This window comes from Amycolatopsis sp. NPDC048633 (genome assembly GCF_040650695.1).
Taxonomy (GTDB): domain Bacteria; phylum Actinomycetota; class Actinomycetes; order Mycobacteriales; family Pseudonocardiaceae; genus Amycolatopsis.
Genome location: NZ_JBEZHS010000018.1, coordinates 142,476 through 158,304, shown reverse-complemented (window position 1 = coordinate 158,304; position 15,829 = coordinate 142,476). Strand labels below are relative to the sequence as shown.

Genomic DNA, 15,829 nt, shown 5'->3' with positions numbered 1-15,829 from the left:
GGACTCACCTCCGGCGCGGGAGCTCCCGGTTCTCGGTGATCAGCCCGTGCTCGCTCGCGACGTAGTGGAAGTACGGCCGGCCGAGGTCGTCGGAACCGGCGAACGACGTGCGCGACCGGCCGTCGGCCTCCGTGTTGACCCCGTTCGTGCGGGCCAGCACGCCGGACGAGCTCAGCCACTCGCTCGACGCGCGGACCGGCCGCCAGCCCCGGCCGTCGCCGGTGAGGTCGGCGAGGATCTGCGTCATCTCGGCCGAGCCGGAGATCCGCAGGTTCTGGTCGTCGGTGATGTTCGCCGTCGCGTCGGTGGTCAGCGGGTAGGACCACGTGTGCCGGGCGGCCGAGCGCACCCGGCCGTCCACAGTGGACGTCGACGTCTGCTGCCCCGAGTCGCCCTGCACGACGTGCTGGGTGAAGCCGCCGCCGGTCACGTCGTCGCTGTTGCGGTAGTCGCGGGTGCGCTCGACGCGGGAGTACACGCGGCCCGCGGAGGTGTCGACGTAGCCCGCGGTGACGTCGTGGCGCTTCGCCGTCACCGTCACGTTCACGCCGCCGGCGATGTCCTTCACCGCCGTCTGCCGCACCGGCGCCGCCGCGACGTCGTGCTGGGTCACGGCTCCGGAGGTCTGCGCGGCTTTTTTGTCGGTGTAGAGCAGTAGCGTCGGGACGACGGTGAATTCGCCGCCGATGTCCGGGAAGGAGAACGAGAGGTCGTGTGTGCCACCGTCCACGAGCCGGCCCGCGAACGGCGTGATGTCGTAGGTTTCGGCCTGCAGGCTGAAGGTGTCGATCGCGACGATCGGCCGCCACAGCTGCGGCACGATCCCGCCGGAGTAGATGTGCGGGAAGGTGAACGCGCTGCCGGCGGGCGTCCCGTCGATCGCGAAGTTCGCTTCGCGGTACGGGCCCTTGCCGCAGAGCCCTGCCGCCGGGTACTTCGCCGACACCGCGTCCGGGACGTCGTCGAACCACTGCTCGTCGCACGCGTGGCCTTCGAGGGTCACCTCGAGGTAGGCGCGGGTGATGTTGCGCGGCAGGTCCTTCGCGCTGAAGTGCACGGTGGGCGCCGCGGGCGTCGCGTCGACGTGCCCGAACCCGGCCACGTGGTCGGCGGTCTCGGGCGCGGGGTGCCGGCGGTCGGCCTGGTAGTAGGTGAGCGTCACGGTCTGGGCGTACACGCCGGTGTAGATCGGCGAGTTGTAGTTCTCGATCCCGCCGTGGAACGGCTGCGGTGTGCGCAGCAGCGCGGCGTACGGCGTGAGGTCCTTGTCGAAGTGGTAGGTGATCGGCCGGGTGCCTTCGCCACTGGGTTCCTCGGTGGTCCCCCACCAGACCTCGGTGCCGCCGATCTTCAGGTCGCCGATCCGGTCGTACTGCCGGCCGCCCACCGTCACGGTCTGGTCCATCACGACCTTCGCCCACGGGCCCGCGCAGTCCTTCGGCGGGGTGAGCGTGCCTTCGTAGAACTGCGAGGTGCCGTCGGCGGTGTTGGAGCGGAAGGCATCCGCCAGCGTGACGCTGCAGTGCGGGGTGTCCGGCCGGGTGACCGCGGGCGCCGGCGTCACGGGATTGTCGGTGCTGCCCTCCACAATGGGCCCGGCAGAAAGGGGCGCGGCCGAGGCGGCCGCCCCGGAGAGCACCCACGCGAGCACCACGGACAGGACGATCGTGAAGATCCGCACCGGACTCCTCCCAGCGGCAGGCACACCGCTGCGCAGCCTAGTGCGGTAATCATGCGACGAACGGCGGGAAAGCGTGAGAGGCTCGGCACCGGAATCGGGAGGAACCGGACATGACAGCCGCGCTCATCGGGCGGGCACACCCCGCGGCCGCGCTGCGGGCCGAGCTCGACCGGGCCGTCGCGAGCCACGGCGGCCTGGTGCTGGTCACCGGCGAGGCCGGGATCGGCAAGACGACGCTCGTCACCGGCCTGGCCGACGACGCGCGCCGGCGCGGCGCGCTCGTGCTCGCGGGCGCCTGCTGGGACTCCGACAGCGCACCCGGGTACTGGCCGTGGGTCCAGGTCCTGCGCGCGCTGCGACGTGAACTGCCGGAAGAGGAGTGGGCGCGGGCCGACACAGCAACTCTGTCGGCGCTGCTCGGCGAGTCGGCGGGCGCGCCGGCCGAGGACGGCTTCCGGCTGCACGACGCGGTCACGACCGCGCTGGCCGCCGCGGCGCACGACCGCACGGTCGTCGTGGTGCTCGACGACCTGCACTGGGCCGACGCGGCGTCGCTGCGGCTGCTGGAGTTCGCCGCGCGGCACACGTGGTTCGAGCGGCTGCTGCTCGTCGGCGCGTACCGCGACGTCGAGGTCGAAGCGCCCGGGCACCCGCTGCGCGAGCTCGTCCTGCCGCTGGTGGCGAAGGCGACCACGGTGACGCTGACCGGGCTCGCGCCGGACGAGGTGGCCGAGCTGATGAGCCGCACCGCCGGCACCGAGCCGGACCCGGCGCTGGCCGCCGAGGTGCACCTTCGGACCGGCGGGAACCCGTTCTTCGTCGAGCAGACCGCGCGGCTGTGGCACAGCGGCAGCCCGGTGTCGGCCGTCGCGCCCGGCGTGCGGGACGCGTTGCAGCGGCGGCTTTCCCTGCTGCCGGCGCCGGTCACCCGGCTGCTGACCGACGCCGCGGTGCTCGGCCGGGAGTTCCACCGCCGGATCCTCGCCGCGCTGACCGGGGTGCCGGTGCCGGAGGTCGACCAGCTGCTGGCCCGCGCCGCCGCGGCCCGGCTGGTGACCGCGCTCGGCGACGGCCGGTTCGCCTTCGCCCACGACCTCGTCCGCGAGTCCCGGTACGCCGATCTGGAGCCGGCCGAGGTCCGGCGAAGACACGCCGCGGTGGTGCGCGCGCTCGACGCGTCACCCGAGCTGGTGCCGCTGGTGTTCGCGGCCGACCGCGCCCGCCACGCGTACCTGGCGGGCGACGAGGTCGAGCCCGCCTGCGCGGCCGGCCTGCTGGTGGCCGCGGCACGCGACGCGAGCGCGCGGCTGGCGAGCGACGAGTCGATCGGCCACTACCGGCGGGCGCTGGAGCGGGCTGCCGCGCCGCGGCAGCGCGTCGTGATCGCGCTCGACCTCGGCACCATGCTGAGCCGCTGGGGCGAGGGCGAAGAGGCGTGGCAGTACTTCGACGAAGCGGTCGCCCTGGTGCGCGAGCTCGACGACGACGCGCTGCTCGCCCGGGCCGCGCTCACGCTGTCCCGCACCGCCCCGACGGGGCCGCGCCTCGAGCTGACGTCCGAGCTGCTGGTGACGGCGCACGAGCGGCTGGCGGGGAAACCGGCCGAGCCGTTGTCGCTCGACCGCGTCACGCTGGAGCTCACCGCGCGGGCCGCGGTGTTGGCGCGCGACGGTGCCGACGACCAGGAGCTGTCGTTCACGCTGTGGGCGCGGCACGACCTGATCTGGGGCCCGGGCACGGCGCGGGAGCGGGAGCGGCTGACCGACGAGCTGGCCGTGCTGGCCCGGCGGACCGGCGATCGCGAGAACGAGTACTTCGCGTCGTCGCTCAAGTGGGTCGCGCTGCTGGAGCAGGGCGACCCGCGGTACCTCGACCAGTTCCGGGCGTTCCAGGCGCTGACCACCGACAGCGGCCTGCGCGGCGCCGAGTTCGCGGCGGTGCTCGACCGCAGCATCATCCGCGCGCTGCGGGGCCGGTTCGCCGAGGCGCACGCGGACCTGGACCGGGTCGAGGCGGGGTTCGGCCGGGAGTTCGGCGGCTACATGGTCGACCAGGTGCGCTGGAGCTTCCTGCTGCTGCAAGGGCGGTTCGACGACGTCGCCGGCCACGTGGCGCGGCTCGCCGCCGGCGACCACCCGCACCCGGAGCTGCTGAGCGCACTGGCCGCGGCTCAGCGGGGTGACGCCGCCGCGGCTCGCGAAGCGGTGGGACCGTTCTCCCGCGAGTTCGCGCCGATGTGGCTGCGGTGCCAGGCCCAGGTGGCCGCGCTGACCGGCGACCGCGACGCGTGCGAACGGCTCCTGGGCGAGCTGACGCCGTACTCCGGTGAGTGGCTGGTGGCGTTGTACGGCTGCGAGATCAGCGGCCCGGTCGACCTCTGGGCGGGCCTCCTCGAAGCCGCGCTCGGCCGCCGGGATTCAGCGGTCGAGCGCCTGAGCGCCGCGGCCGCCTCGGCGGACCGGATGCGCATGCGGCCCTGGGCCGCGGAGATCCGCAGCCGGCTCGCGTCCGTGCTGGCCGCCCGGGACGCCCCAGGTGACGCGGAACGAGCGGCAGCGCTGACCGGCGCGGTCCGTGCGGAGGCCGCGGAGCTGGACATGCCGCACCTCGCTTCCCGGCCGCCGGTACGGGTTTCGCTGCCGGACAACGAGTTCCGCCGGACCGACGAGGTGTGGACGCTGCGGTTCGCCGGCCGCGAAGTCCGGGTGCCGGACGCAAAGGGCTTGCGGGACCTGCACATCCTGCTGAGCAGCCCGGGTTCCGAGGTTCCCGCGGTGCGCCTGCTCGCGCCGGAGGGCGGTGAACCGGTGGTCGCGGCCCGGAGCCTCGGCGGTGATCCCGTCCTCGACGAGACGGCGAAGGCCGCGTACCGCCGCCGTCTCGATCACCTGGACACGGCGATCGACCAGGCCGCAGACCGCGGCGACGACACCCGGGCGGCGACCCTGGACCGCGAGCGTGAGGCGCTGTTGCAGGAGCTGCGGACGGCCGCCGGCCTGGGCGGCCGAACCCGGCGCCTCGGTGACGAGGCAGAGCGGGCTCGGAAGGCCGTGACGGGCCGCATCCGCGACACACTCCGCAAGCTGACGGACTCGCACCCGGAACTGGCCGAGCACCTCAACGAGAGGGTGACGACCGGTTCGTCGTGCCGCTACGCCCCGGACCCGGAGACCCACTGGCAGTTGTAACAACCGCGCCCGGCGGGCGACCCCGTCGCCATGACTCCCCGGCGGCTGGCCGTCGAGCAGCACGGGATCGACATCCGGGCCGGCTGGTGGCGCGAGACGCTCGACCGGCTGGAGCCGCCGGGTGAACGCCCCGCCGGTCCGACGTTGACCCGCGCCGAGGTGTGGGCGCCGACCGACGACGTGTTCACGCTGCTGTGGCGGACGCTGGCGAGGCCGTCCTGACCGAGGCGGCGGAGGCGTCACGGGGTGGACCCGGTGCGCGCCGTCACACTCCTGCGACCGGGCCGCCACAACAGGTTCCGGTCCTTCGGCCCGTCATTCTTCACGAAGTTCCTGTACTTCGCCGGCGGCGGCGCGCCGGAGCACCGGTACCTCATCCCCGACCGGGTGGTCGCGACCGCGTTGCGCGACCACTGCGGATGGACTGCGCCCTGCTCGCCCGCTGGGCCGGGGCCGCCGGATGCGCCGCCGACGAACTGGAGCTCACCCTCTTCTCCGGCAATCACTTGCGGTTGTAGAGCCGCATGGTCAGCGTGCCGAACACCGCCACCAGCAGCGCCGACGCGCCGAGCGTGATCAGCACCGCCGGGATGTCCCACGTGCCCGCCATCATCGACCGCACGCCCGTCACCAGGTGCGAGATCGGGTTGATGTCGACGAACACCCGCAGCCAGCCGGGCATCGTCGTGGGGCTGACGTAGATGTTGGACAGGAACGTCAGCGGGAAGATCACCATCATGCTGACGCCCATGACCGACTTCTCCGAGCGCAGCATCAGCCCGAACATCGTCCACACCCACGAGAACGCGAACGAGAACACCATCAGCAGCGCCACCCCGGCGGCCACGCCCAGGAACCCGCCGCCGGGCCGGAACCCGAGCACCAGACCCACCAGCATGATCACCACGGACGCGATCAGATAACGCAGCACGTCGCCGAGCAGGTAGCCGACCATCGCCGACGGGCGCCAGATCGGCAACGTGCGGAAGCGGTCGAAGACGCCCTTCTCGATGTCGGTGTTCACCGCGAGGCCGGTGTACATCGTGATCATCACGACGCTGCTGGCGAGGATGCCGGGCAGGAAGAACTGCAGGTACTCCCCCGGCGAACCGGCCAGCGCGCCACCGAAGAGGTAGGTGAACATCAGCGTCATCATGATCGGGAACGCGGTGACGTCGAACAGCTGCTCGGGCACGTGCTTGATCTTCAGCACCGCCCGCCAGCCGAAGGTGAACGACGTCGAGAGCGCGCCCGGCCGCGGTGGCCGGTGGGTGGCGACGAGCACCGCGGCCAGGTCTTCGGCCTTCGGTGCGGCGAGTTCGGTCTCCTTGACTGCGGTGGCGCTCACGCTGCTTCCTCTCCGCTCGCGGTGTGGTCGGTCAGGGCCAGGAACACCTCGTCGAGGCTGGGCTGGCCGAGTGAGAACGTGTCGACGGTGATCCCGGCGGCGGCCAGTTCGGCCAGCGCGCGGGCGGACTGCTCCGCGGCGGCCGCGTCGCCGGCCGCCGCGGTGAGCCGCGCGGTGAGCGCGACCGGGTCCGGCTCGTGCTGGACGGCCGCGTCGAGCACCCGGGTGAGCACCTGCTCGGCGGCCTCGCGCTGGGCGGCGTCGCGCAGCCGAAGGTGGATCGCGCCCGCGCCGACCGAGGCCTTCAGCTCCCCCTTCGTGCCTTCGGCGATCACGCGGCCGTGGTCGATCACCGCGATCCGCGACGCCAGCTGGTCGGCTTCGTCGAGGTACTGCGTGGTGAGCAGCACGGTGGTGCCCTGCGCGACGATCGCGCGCACGATGTCCCACACCTGGTTGCGGCTGCGCGGATCGAGCCCGGTGGTGGGCTCGTCGAGGAACAGCAGGTCCGGGGTGTGGAGGATGCTCGCGGCGATGTCGATTCGCCGCCGCATCCCGCCGGAGTAGTGCTTGACCTGCTTGGCCGCGGCTTCGGTGAGGCCGAACGCGGCGAGCAGCTGCGCGGCCCGGTCGCGCGCCGCCGGCCGGGTGTGGCCGATCAGGCGGCACAGCAGCACCAGGTTTTCGGTGCCGGTCAGGTCTTCGTCCACCGACGCGTACTGGCCGGTGAGGCTGACCCGGCTGCGGACGGCGTCGGCCTCCCGGACGACGTCGTGGCCGAACACCCTGGCCTCGCCGCCGTCCGGGCGGGCCAGGGTGGCGAGCATCCGGACGACGGTGGTCTTGCCGGCGCCATTGGGTCCGAGGAGGCCGTAGACGGTGCCGGCCGGCACCACGAGGTCGACGCCGTCGACCGCGCGGGTGTCGCCGAAAACCTTGGCCAGGCCGGTGGTTTCGATCGCGGGTGAGTTCATCTGCGGTCCTTTCACGCGCAGTAGGGGCGCACCCGGCGGGCGTCGCGCAGCGCGAGGCCCCACCAGGTGAGTTCGTCGAGCAGGGCGGTCACGTGGTCGTCGTCGAACGCCGGGGCGAGCAGGTCGAGGGCGACCGCGTCGCGCATCGTCACGGTGTGCAGCTCCAGGAAGACCTCCCGCAGCTGGTCGACGGCGTGGCGGCCGCGGGCGCGGTAGCCGTAGGAGACGAAGCCGACCGGTTTCGCGTGCCATTCGTCGTAGGCGAAGTCGATCGCCTGCTTGAGCGGCCCGGGGAAGCTGCGGTTGTATTCGGGGGTGACGACGACGTACGCCTCCGCCCGGGCGATGCGCTCCCGGAACCGGTTCAGCGCCGGGGTCGGCTCCGCCGGGTAAGCCGCCGGGAGGTCCGCGTCGGCGAGGTCGAGGGGGTCGAGGTCGAGCCCCGCGCGCCGGGCGGCCGCGGCCGTGAACCACCGGCCGACGCGCCCGCCGGCCCGGCCTTCGCGGGTGCTGCCGATGAGCACCGTCACCCGCAACGCGTCGTCCATGCCGTCCTCCTCTCGCTTCACTGGCAGGGCGCGAGACCCGCCGCCAGATCGGATCTGGCTGAAACGTTTCACCGCGCGTGATACGCTCACGCCTTCTCTGCGAGGGGGTGCGGTGGTCGGCATCAAGGACGTCGCCAAGCGGGCCGGCGTCTCGATCGGCACGGTGTCCAATGTGGTCAACCGGCCGCACGTGGTCGCGGTGGCCACCCGGAACCGGGTGCTGTCGGTGATCGAAGAGCTCGGCTACGTCCGCGACGAGTCGGCGCGCCAGCTGCGCGCCGGCCGCAGCCGGATCATGGGCCTGCTCGTGCTGGACCTCGGCAACCCGTTCTTCGTCGACGTCGCCCGGGGCGCCGAGCAGGCCGCGCACGCCGAGGGCCTCAACGTCATCACGGCGAACAGCAGCCAGCGGTCCGACCTCGAAGCGTCGTACCTGGCGATGTTCGCCGAGCAGCGGGTCCGCGGCGTGCTGCTGAGCCCGGTCGCGACGTCCGGCGAAGCCCTGCGCGCGTTCCGCCGCAGCGGGACGCCGTACGTGTTCGTCGACCGCAAGGCACCGGCGTCGGAGGCGAGCTCGGTCGCGGTGGACGACATCGCGGGCGGCGGCCTCGCGGCCCGCCACCTCCTCGAGACCGGCCACCGGCGCATCGCGTTCGTCAACGGCCCCGCGATCCTCGCCCAGTGCCGCGACCGCGAGCAGGGCGTCCGCGCGGCGCTGGAAGGTTCGGGGGCGGAGCTGACGGTGCTGGAGGCGATCGGCCTCGACGTCTCCTCGGGCCGCGACGCGGGTGCCCGCCTGCTGGGCACGAGCCCCCGCCCGACGGCGGTGTTCTGCGCGAACGACCTGCTGGCCCTGGGAGTGCTGCAGGCCATGGTGGGCGCGGGCGTCCGCATCCCGGAGGAGATGGCGATCGTGGGCTACGACGACATCGAGTTCGCCGGCGCGGCGGCGGTCCCCCTGACCTCGGTCCGCCAGCCGGCGAAGCGCCTCGGCCGCACGGCGGCGGAGCTGCTGCTGGCGGAGACGGCGGACACGACGGTGGAGCACCAGGCGGTGGTGTTCACGCCGGAGCTGGTCGTGCGGGAGTCGACCCGGGTGCGTCGCTGAGCGTGACCGGCACTTCCGGAAAATAGTTTGGCTTGCTTACGACTTTTCGGCACACTGCCGATCATGGGGCTTCGCGCGTGACGAACAGGTGGGTGCGGCTGCAGGCCGTCGCGGTGTCCGGTTCCTCCGCCGAAGGGCTGATGCTCGCCGCGCTGCCCTTGCTGGCCGTTTCCCTCACCACCGATCCGCGGGAGATCTCGCTCGTCGGCATCGCCGGGCAGGCGCCGTGGCTGCTGCTGTCGCTCTTCGCCGGGGTGCTCATCGACCGCGTGCGGCGGACCGCCGTGCTCGCTTGGGCCTACGCCGTTCAGGTCGGGGCCGCGCTCGTGCTCGCCGCGGTCGCGTCGGCCGGGCTCCTCAGCCTGCCCGTGCTGCTCGTCGTCGCCTTCATCGTCACCTCCGCGCAGGTGCTCGGGGACGGCGCCAGCGGGGCGCTCGTACCCGAGCTCGTCGAACCGGACCGGCTCGCCCACGCCAACGCGCGCCTCACCGTGATCGACCGGGGTGTCGTGCAGTTCGTCGTGCCGCCGCTGACCGGGTTCCTGATCGCCGTCAGTGCCGGGGCGCCCGCGTGGCTGGCGGCCGGCTGCGCGCTGGCCGCGCTCCTCATGGCGCGGCGCATCCCGTCCGAGTCGAGGACCATCGCGCGCACCCATCCGCTGCGGGACCTGTCGGCCGGGCTCACGCACCTGGTGCGGACGCCGCTGCTGCGGTCGATCACGATCAACGTCGCGCTCGGCTCGTTCGCCGCCAGCGCCGGCAACTCGATGATGGTGCTCTACGCGACGCAGGTGCTGCACGTCGGTTCGGTCGGCTACGGCCTGCTGCTCGCCTGCCTGGCGATCGGCTGGGTGGCGTCGTCGTTCGTCGTGCAGAAGATCGTCGACCGGCTCGGGTACTCGTGGTCGATGCGGTGGGCGCAGAGCCTCGGCGCGGTCGCACCGCTGCTGCTGGCCGTGCTGCCGCCGTGGCCGCCCCTGATCGGCGTGGTGCTGGTCTTCCTGACCTCGACGGTGCTGGTCTGGAACGTCTGCTCGCAGTCCAGCCGCCAGCGCTTCACCCCGGCGCCGCTGCTCGGCCGGGTGCTGACCAGCCACCGCGCGCTCGCCTGGGGCCTGACCCCGCTGGGCGCGCTGACCGGCGGCCTGGTCGCGGCCCACTGGAGCCTGCGGGGCGTCTGGCTGGTGGTGGCGGCGATCCAGGCCGTCAGCGCGGTGCTGGTGTGGTTCCAGCTCTCCCCGGAAGCCTTCCGCCGCACCGAACTCGCGACGGCCGAAGCCTGACCGTGCGCAGCGCGGCAACCTACCGGATCTTCGGCGCACCGGGGCTGACCGCCGCCGAGGTCACCCGCCGGCTCGGCGTCCGCCCGACGACCGCGGCGGAAGCGGGAACACCGCTGGGCCGCCGGACGAGCGCGGTCCGCGCGGAATCCCTGTGGTGCCTCTCGACGTCCGCGGCCGACACCGAACCGGCTGCGCACCTCGGGCAGCTGCTGGACGTCCTCGAGCCGCGCCGGGCCGAGCTGTGGGAGCTGGCCGAGGCCGGCTACCGGGCCGATTGGTTCTGCCTGGTCGCGTCCCACGCCGCCGAGCACGCGGTCGAACTGGATCGCGGGTTGCTCACGCGGCTCCTCTCGCTACCCGGTGAACTGCTGCTCGACGTCTGCGGCGACGAGACGGCTTGATGCCGGGTGGCGCGCCGGGTCGGGGCACCGGCGCACCACCCGGACGGCTACCCGCCCAGCGCCAGCGCCACCGCGCCCAGCAGCGCCGCGTCCTGGTCGAACCTCGCCGACACCAGCTCCGGCGGGAACGGCACCGCGTGGGCCAGCCGGTCCGCCAACGCCGGCAGCAGCACGTCGGCCGACCGCACCAGCCCGCCGCCGACCGCGATGCGGTGCGGGTCCAGCATGATCGCCAGGTTGGCCACGTGCATCGACAGCTCGTCGAGCGCGGCCGTCACCAGTTCCTTGGCCTCGACGTTCTCCTTGGCCAGGGCGAACAGTTCGCCCGCGGTGACCGGGCGGCCGAGCAGACTGCTCGCCCGGCCGCCCAGCCCACGCCCACCGACGGCTTCTTCGAGCGGCGCCGCTCCGCTTGCGAAGCCCTCGGTGTCCTGCGGCGAGAGCAGGTTGTACCCGATCTCGCCCGCAGCTCCGTTGGCGCCGGTCAGCAACCGGCCGCCGACCAGCACCGCCGCCGCGATGCCGGTGCCCAGGGAGAGGAACACCGCCGGGTCGGCCCCGGCCAGTGCGCCCCACCGCCATTCCGCCAGCGCGGCCGCCTTCGCGTCGGTCCCGACCGAGATCGGCACGGCCGGGAACTCGGCCGCCACCAGCTCGGCCAGGTGCAGCTCCTCCCAGCCCGGCACGTTCGGCGCGAGCAGGATCCGGTCCGGCAGCACGATCCCCGGGCTGACGACACCGATCGCGGTGGGGGTGACGCCCTCGTCCGCCAGGAGCGCATGCGCCCCGGCGAGCGCCCGCACCACCACCTGCTCGGCCCCCGCCTGCGCGTCGGTGTCCAGCCGGCGCGTGGCCAGCAGGTTCCCGTCGCGGTCGGCGAGCCCCAGCGCCACTTTCGTGCCGCCGAAGTCGATGCCGAGAATCAATTCCCGTGTCACTCCCTGGTCCCCTCGATCTGCGGCGCCACCGCCGCGTCCCCGTGGTGGCCGTGCCCGCCGGCCGCCTTCACCACGATCCGGCCCGTGTTGAACCCGTCGACGCTGATCACCGGCGTCGCGCCCCGCAGGTCGGACGCCTTGTACGTGGCGGTCAGCGTCTGCGACTGGCCCGGCCACAGCGTGATGTCGTTGTCGTCCCAGGTCGCGTTCGCGAGCTGGTTGTCGCCCGGTCCCTCGTGCCCGTCCGGCGTGCCGCGGCGGACGTCGGCCCGCAGGAAGAACGCCGCCCCCGGCGTCTTCGCCGTGTTGGTCACGGTCACCGTGGTGGTGACGTTCCCGCCACCGCTCGAGCGCGTCGAAGCCACCGCGCCGACCTGCGACTTCGGCAGGTTCTGCAGCGCCTGCAGGTTGCTGTACTGCGACAGCGTCGCCTGCGGGTTGCCCAGCGTCTTGCCCCAGTCGACGACGTCCTTCTGCGTCGAGAGCCAGTAGACGTTGCGGTCGACGACCTTCCCGCCCTGCTTCACCTGCAGCTCGACGAAGTAGACCTGCGCGGCCGCCGGCGCCTTCGTCTCGGCCGGCACCTTCGGCTTCAGGACCCCGGTCTTCACGCCCTGCGAACCCAGCGAGAGCCCGGACGCCGTCTGGTCGTCCAGCACCTTGCCCGCGGTGTCGAGGACGCGGGCCTGCACCGAAAGCCCGGACTGCGTGCCCGCGCCGAGGTTGTCCAGGGTCACGGAACCGTTGTCGTAGCCGTAGATCGCGTGCAGCGGCTTGTTCGCCTTCTTCGCGCCGAAGAACGCGCCCGCCTGGTCGCCGTCGTCGTTGTAGAGCGACCACAGCAGCGTCGGCCAGCCCTTGTTCAGCTGCCAGTAGACGACCCCGGTGGACGGGTTGTCCTTGTCCGTCGAGTGGTGCAGGAACGCCTCGAACTGCGAGCGGGTGTTCTCGTAGTTCGCGATGTTCGCGAGGTCCACATAGGACTTGAGCGAGTTCCACTTCCCGTACCGCTGGGTGATCGACTGGTCCAGCGTGTACAGCGTGCCGAACTTGTAGCCGCCGTGGCCGGGCTCGAAGTTGGCGTGGTACTGGTTGTACGCCGGGTCCTGCCACAGCTTCGCCTGCTCGGCGGGCGACAGGAACCGCTTGATCGAGTCGAGCGTCGGCACGGTGTGCCCGGCGCTCTGCTCGCTCGCGAAGCCCCACGAACCACCGACGTTGGTGCGACTGGAGTCGTCCGCGTCGAAGTGCGAGGTGTCGTACCAGTAGGACGGCGGGACCCAGTCGTACGGGCCTTCCTTCTCCCCCGACTGCCCGAGCGCCGGCGTGCTCTTGTACTCCGCCGAGGCGATCACCGGCACCTGGAAGTCGGCTTCCTTGAACGCCTTCAGCGTCTCGGACTCCTGGCGCGGCACCGGCTCGTTGTCGCTCCAGCCGTAGTTGAAGACGCTCGGGTGGTTCCGCTCCATCTGCGCGATCGTGTACGCCGAGTCGTGCATGATCCGGTAGTCGCGCTCGGTCAGCGTCGAGGCGTCCTCGGGCTGCCAGGCGTCACAGCACAGGAATCCGCCGATCACGAGCAGCCCGGCGCGGTCGGCCTGGTCGTAGAAGTCCTGCGGCATGTCGTGGCCCTCGAGGCGGACGCCGGAGAGGCCCATGTTCTTGATCAGCGCGATCTGGTGCGCGGTGTCGGCCTGGTCGTAGCGCAGGAACAGGTCCGGCGCGAAGCCGCCGCCGCGGAACACGAAGTCCTTGCCGTTGATGGTGAACTGCCGCGCGCCCTCGGGCAGCGGCGCGGACTTCCCGACCAGGCGCGAGGTGACCGTGCGGATGCCGAAGGTGCTCTTCGACGACGTCGACAGCACGCCGTCCTGCGAGACCGCGGTGGTCAGCGTGTACAGCGGCTGGTCGCCCATCGAGTAGGGCCACCAGACGCGCGGCTTGCTGATCTTCACCGGGGCGAACGTCACCGTCCGCTTGGTGTTCGCCGGGATCGTCACGCGCTGGTGGACGACGACCGGCGCACCCGAAGGCGGGTTCACCGTGGCCGCGACGTCGCCGGTCTGCGCGGCGCCCGCGTTATTGGTGACGTCAACCTTGACCGTGAGCGAAGAGCTGGACAGGTCAGGCGCGTTGTCCTGCACGACGTGCGCGTTGTCGCCGGTGAGCGCGTCGGACACCTGCAGCGTCGGCGGGAACTGGATGCCGGTGTTGTTGTCCGGCGGGATCTGGCCCCAGTCGACCTGGTCGAGGGTGTACATCTTCAGCGGGTCGTTGGGGTAGACCTTGATCGCCAGGGTGTTCTTGCCCGGCTTCACCAGCTTCGAGACGTCGAACGTGTGCCCGGCGAACGCGCCGCTCACGACGTCCTTCGTGGCGACGAGCTTGCCGTTCACCCAGACGTCGCCCTCGCCGACGATGCCCGGGATGGTCAGCTTCGCGTGCTGGCCGTTCCTGAAGTCCGGGGTGAAGTCGGTGCGGTACCACCACGGGTCCGAGAACGGCTTCGTGACCACAGGCCCGAGCTTGTCGACGTACCCGAAGCACTTGCGCATGTTGTCGGAGTAGAAGACGTCCGGGCACTTTCCGTTCTGCACCAGGGCGTTGATCTCGGTGCCCGGCGCGCCCGCGTCGTCCGGCTTGACGGGCAGCCAGCCGCGCGTGCCGTAGCCGGGCGTCGAGACCTTGTCGCCGCCGTCCTTGACGTTCGCGGTAGTGAGGACCTGCCAGCCTTGCAGGCCGATCGTGCTGAGGCCGTGCGGTTTCGCCGCTTCGGTGTGGACGTCCTGCGCCGAGGCCGGCGCGGCGACGCTCAGCACCCCCGGCACCAGGAGCAGCGCGGCCAGCGCCGCGAGCTTCTTCGTCATGCCTGAGCCCCTTCGGTTTCGGTGTCGGCGAAGGCTTCCTTGATCTCCTTCGGCCCGAACGGCCAGGTGTTCTCGGTTTTGGCGTAGACCAGGTACGCGATCGCGCCGACGGCGATCCAGCCCAGCGAGAGCCCGATCGAGAGCCAGGTCGCCGAGACGTAGATGTAGACCCAGCCGACCAGCGCGACGATCGTCGGCACCGGGTAGAGCCACTGCCGGTACGGCCGCTTCAGGTTCGGCTGGCGGCGGCGCAGCGTCACGATCGCCGCGACCTGGGCCAGCGACTGGATGATCACCAGGGTGGCGACGGCGGCGTTGATGACGTCGGTCAGCGTGAACAGCGAGCCGATGATGGTGATCGCGCCCATGGTGAGCACGCCGGCGGTCGGCAGGTTCAGCTTCGGGTGCAGCTTGCCGAACATCGACAGGAACACCTTGTCCCGCGCGGCTTCGAACGGCACGCGCGAGCCGCCGAGCAGGCCGGCGAACACCGAGCCGACGGCCGCGACGACGATGAAGACGGTGACGATCTTCGCCGTGACGGTGCCCCACGCCTGCTCGAGCACGGTCGAGGCGACCGAGGTGGCGGTCTTCAGCTCCTCCAGCGGGACCGAGCCGAGCACGCCGACCTGCAGCAGGAAGTAGAGGCTCATGATGCCGACGATCGAGAAGAGGATCGAGCGCGGGAGCGTCCGGCCGGGGTTGCGGACCTCGCCGCCGAGGTAGGCCGTCGTGTTGTAGCCGAGGTAGTCGTAGATCGCGATGATCAGGCCGGCGCCGAGGCCGCCCCAGAACGTGCCCTCGCCGGCCGAGCTGAACGCGCCCGGGGTGAAGGCGAACGCCTGCGCGCCGCTGAAGTGCGTGAACGCGGCGACGACGGTGGTGAGCACCGCGATCAGCATGACCACGAACAGCACGGTCGTGAGCTTGCCGATCTGGCCGATCTTGCGGAACAGCGCGGCGACGATGACGAGCGTGATGCCGACGCCGATGATCTTGCCCAGCGGCGTGGTGCCCGCGTCGTCGGTGACGCCGGGGATCAGGTAGCCGAGGTACTGGACGAGGCCGATGATGCCGGTCGACATGATCAGCGGGATGAACAGCACCGCGCTCCAGACGAACAGGAACGGCATCAGCCGCCCGGTCCGGTACTGGAAGGCTTCGCGCAGGTAGAGGTAGGTGCCGCCGGCGCCCGGCATCGCGGCGCCGAGCTCGGCCCAGATGAGCCCGTCGGCCAGCGCGACGATCGCCCCGATGATCCAGCCGAACATCGCCTGCGGGCCGCCCATGGTGGCGACCATGGCCGGGATCGTGACGAACGGGCCGATACCGCACATCTGGGTCATGTTGATCGCGGTGGCCTGCATCGGGCCGATCCTGCGCTCGAGGGCGGGTTGCGGCTCCCCTGAGCGAGTGGGTGAACTCACGACGTGCCTCCGTCTAGTAGTTAGTAAAGTTTCTTAACATAGAACGTGCGGAGTCGAAAGAGTTCC

The 15,829-nt window shown here is 71.8% G+C and carries 13 protein-coding genes; 6 read left to right on the top strand and 7 right to left on the bottom strand.

Annotation, left to right across the window (positions count from 1 at the left end; genetic code table 11):
* Nucleotides 1–4: 4 nt before the first annotated feature.
* On the bottom strand, nt 5–1,681 hold the full coding sequence (locus AB0C38_RS28910; protein ID WP_360679059.1) for a peptide-N4-asparagine amidase: 1,677 nt from the start codon (nt 1,679–1,681) through the stop codon (nt 5–7).
* 110 nt (nt 1,682–1,791) lie between these two features.
* Between AB0C38_RS28910 and AB0C38_RS28905 the strand changes: the two genes are divergently transcribed.
* From AB0C38_RS28905 to AB0C38_RS28895, 3 genes are read left to right on the top strand one after another with little or no spacing between them, the layout of a single operon-like run.
* Nucleotides 1,792–4,869, top strand: a complete 3,078-nt coding sequence (locus AB0C38_RS28905) for an AAA family ATPase (protein WP_360679056.1) — start codon at nt 1,792–1,794, stop codon at nt 4,867–4,869.
* A gap of 30 nt (nt 4,870–4,899) precedes the next feature.
* The gene (locus AB0C38_RS28900; protein WP_360679054.1) at nt 4,900–5,091 is read left to right on the top strand and encodes a hypothetical protein; all 192 of its coding nucleotides are present in this window, start codon (nt 4,900–4,902) and stop codon (nt 5,089–5,091) included.
* A 24-nt stretch (nt 5,092–5,115) separates the two neighbouring features.
* On the top strand, nt 5,116–5,445 hold the full coding sequence (locus tag AB0C38_RS28895; RefSeq protein ID WP_360679051.1) for a hypothetical protein: 330 nt from the start codon (nt 5,116–5,118) through the stop codon (nt 5,443–5,445).
* Here the strand turns inward: AB0C38_RS28895 and AB0C38_RS28890 are convergent.
* Genes AB0C38_RS28890 through AB0C38_RS28880 form a run of 3 tightly spaced genes read right to left on the bottom strand, consistent with a single transcriptional unit; the run spans nt 5,372 to nt 7,739 of the window.
* Nucleotides 5,372–6,217, bottom strand: coding sequence for an ABC transporter permease (locus AB0C38_RS28890; RefSeq protein WP_360679049.1), 846 nt, complete (start codon nt 6,215–6,217; stop codon nt 5,372–5,374). The genes AB0C38_RS28895 and AB0C38_RS28890 overlap by 74 nt on opposite strands.
* Entirely contained in the window at nt 6,214–7,191 is a 978-nt protein-coding gene (locus AB0C38_RS28885; protein WP_360679047.1) for an ATP-binding cassette domain-containing protein, read from the bottom strand. The genes AB0C38_RS28890 and AB0C38_RS28885 overlap by 4 nt, the downstream gene beginning before the upstream one ends.
* 11 nt (nt 7,192–7,202) lie before the next feature.
* Complete coding sequence (locus tag AB0C38_RS28880; RefSeq protein ID WP_360679044.1) at nt 7,203–7,739, bottom strand: NAD(P)H-dependent oxidoreductase; 537 nt, start codon at nt 7,737–7,739, stop codon at nt 7,203–7,205.
* Between the two features lie 112 nt (nt 7,740–7,851).
* Between AB0C38_RS28880 and AB0C38_RS28875 the strand changes: the two genes are divergently transcribed.
* From AB0C38_RS28875 to AB0C38_RS28865, 3 genes are all read left to right on the top strand, one after another.
* The gene (locus AB0C38_RS28875; protein ID WP_360679042.1) at nt 7,852–8,847 is read left to right on the top strand and encodes a LacI family DNA-binding transcriptional regulator; all 996 of its coding nucleotides are present in this window, start codon (nt 7,852–7,854) and stop codon (nt 8,845–8,847) included.
* Nucleotides 8,848–8,924: 77 nt separating this feature from the next.
* Entirely contained in the window at nt 8,925–10,130 is a 1,206-nt protein-coding gene (locus AB0C38_RS28870; RefSeq protein ID WP_360679039.1) for an MFS transporter, read from the top strand.
* Between the two features lie 2 nt (nt 10,131–10,132).
* Entirely contained in the window at nt 10,133–10,531 is a 399-nt protein-coding gene (locus tag AB0C38_RS28865) for a DUF4279 domain-containing protein (protein WP_360679037.1), read from the top strand.
* Between the two features lie 47 nt (nt 10,532–10,578).
* Here the strand turns inward: AB0C38_RS28865 and AB0C38_RS28860 are convergent, their stop codons facing one another.
* From AB0C38_RS28860 to AB0C38_RS28850, 3 genes are read right to left on the bottom strand one after another with little or no spacing between them, the layout of a single operon-like run.
* The gene (locus tag AB0C38_RS28860; RefSeq protein WP_360679035.1) at nt 10,579–11,469 is read right to left on the bottom strand and encodes an ROK family protein; all 891 of its coding nucleotides are present in this window, start codon (nt 11,467–11,469) and stop codon (nt 10,579–10,581) included.
* Nucleotides 11,466–14,336, bottom strand: coding sequence for a beta-mannosidase (locus AB0C38_RS28855; protein WP_360679032.1), 2,871 nt, complete (start codon nt 14,334–14,336; stop codon nt 11,466–11,468). Before AB0C38_RS28855 ends, AB0C38_RS28860 begins: the two co-directional genes overlap by 4 nt.
* Nucleotides 14,333–15,703, bottom strand: a complete 1,371-nt coding sequence (locus AB0C38_RS28850; RefSeq protein ID WP_360679030.1) for an APC family permease — start codon at nt 15,701–15,703, stop codon at nt 14,333–14,335. The genes AB0C38_RS28855 and AB0C38_RS28850 overlap by 4 nt, the downstream gene beginning before the upstream one ends.
* Between the last annotated feature and the right edge of the window lie 126 nt (nt 15,704–15,829).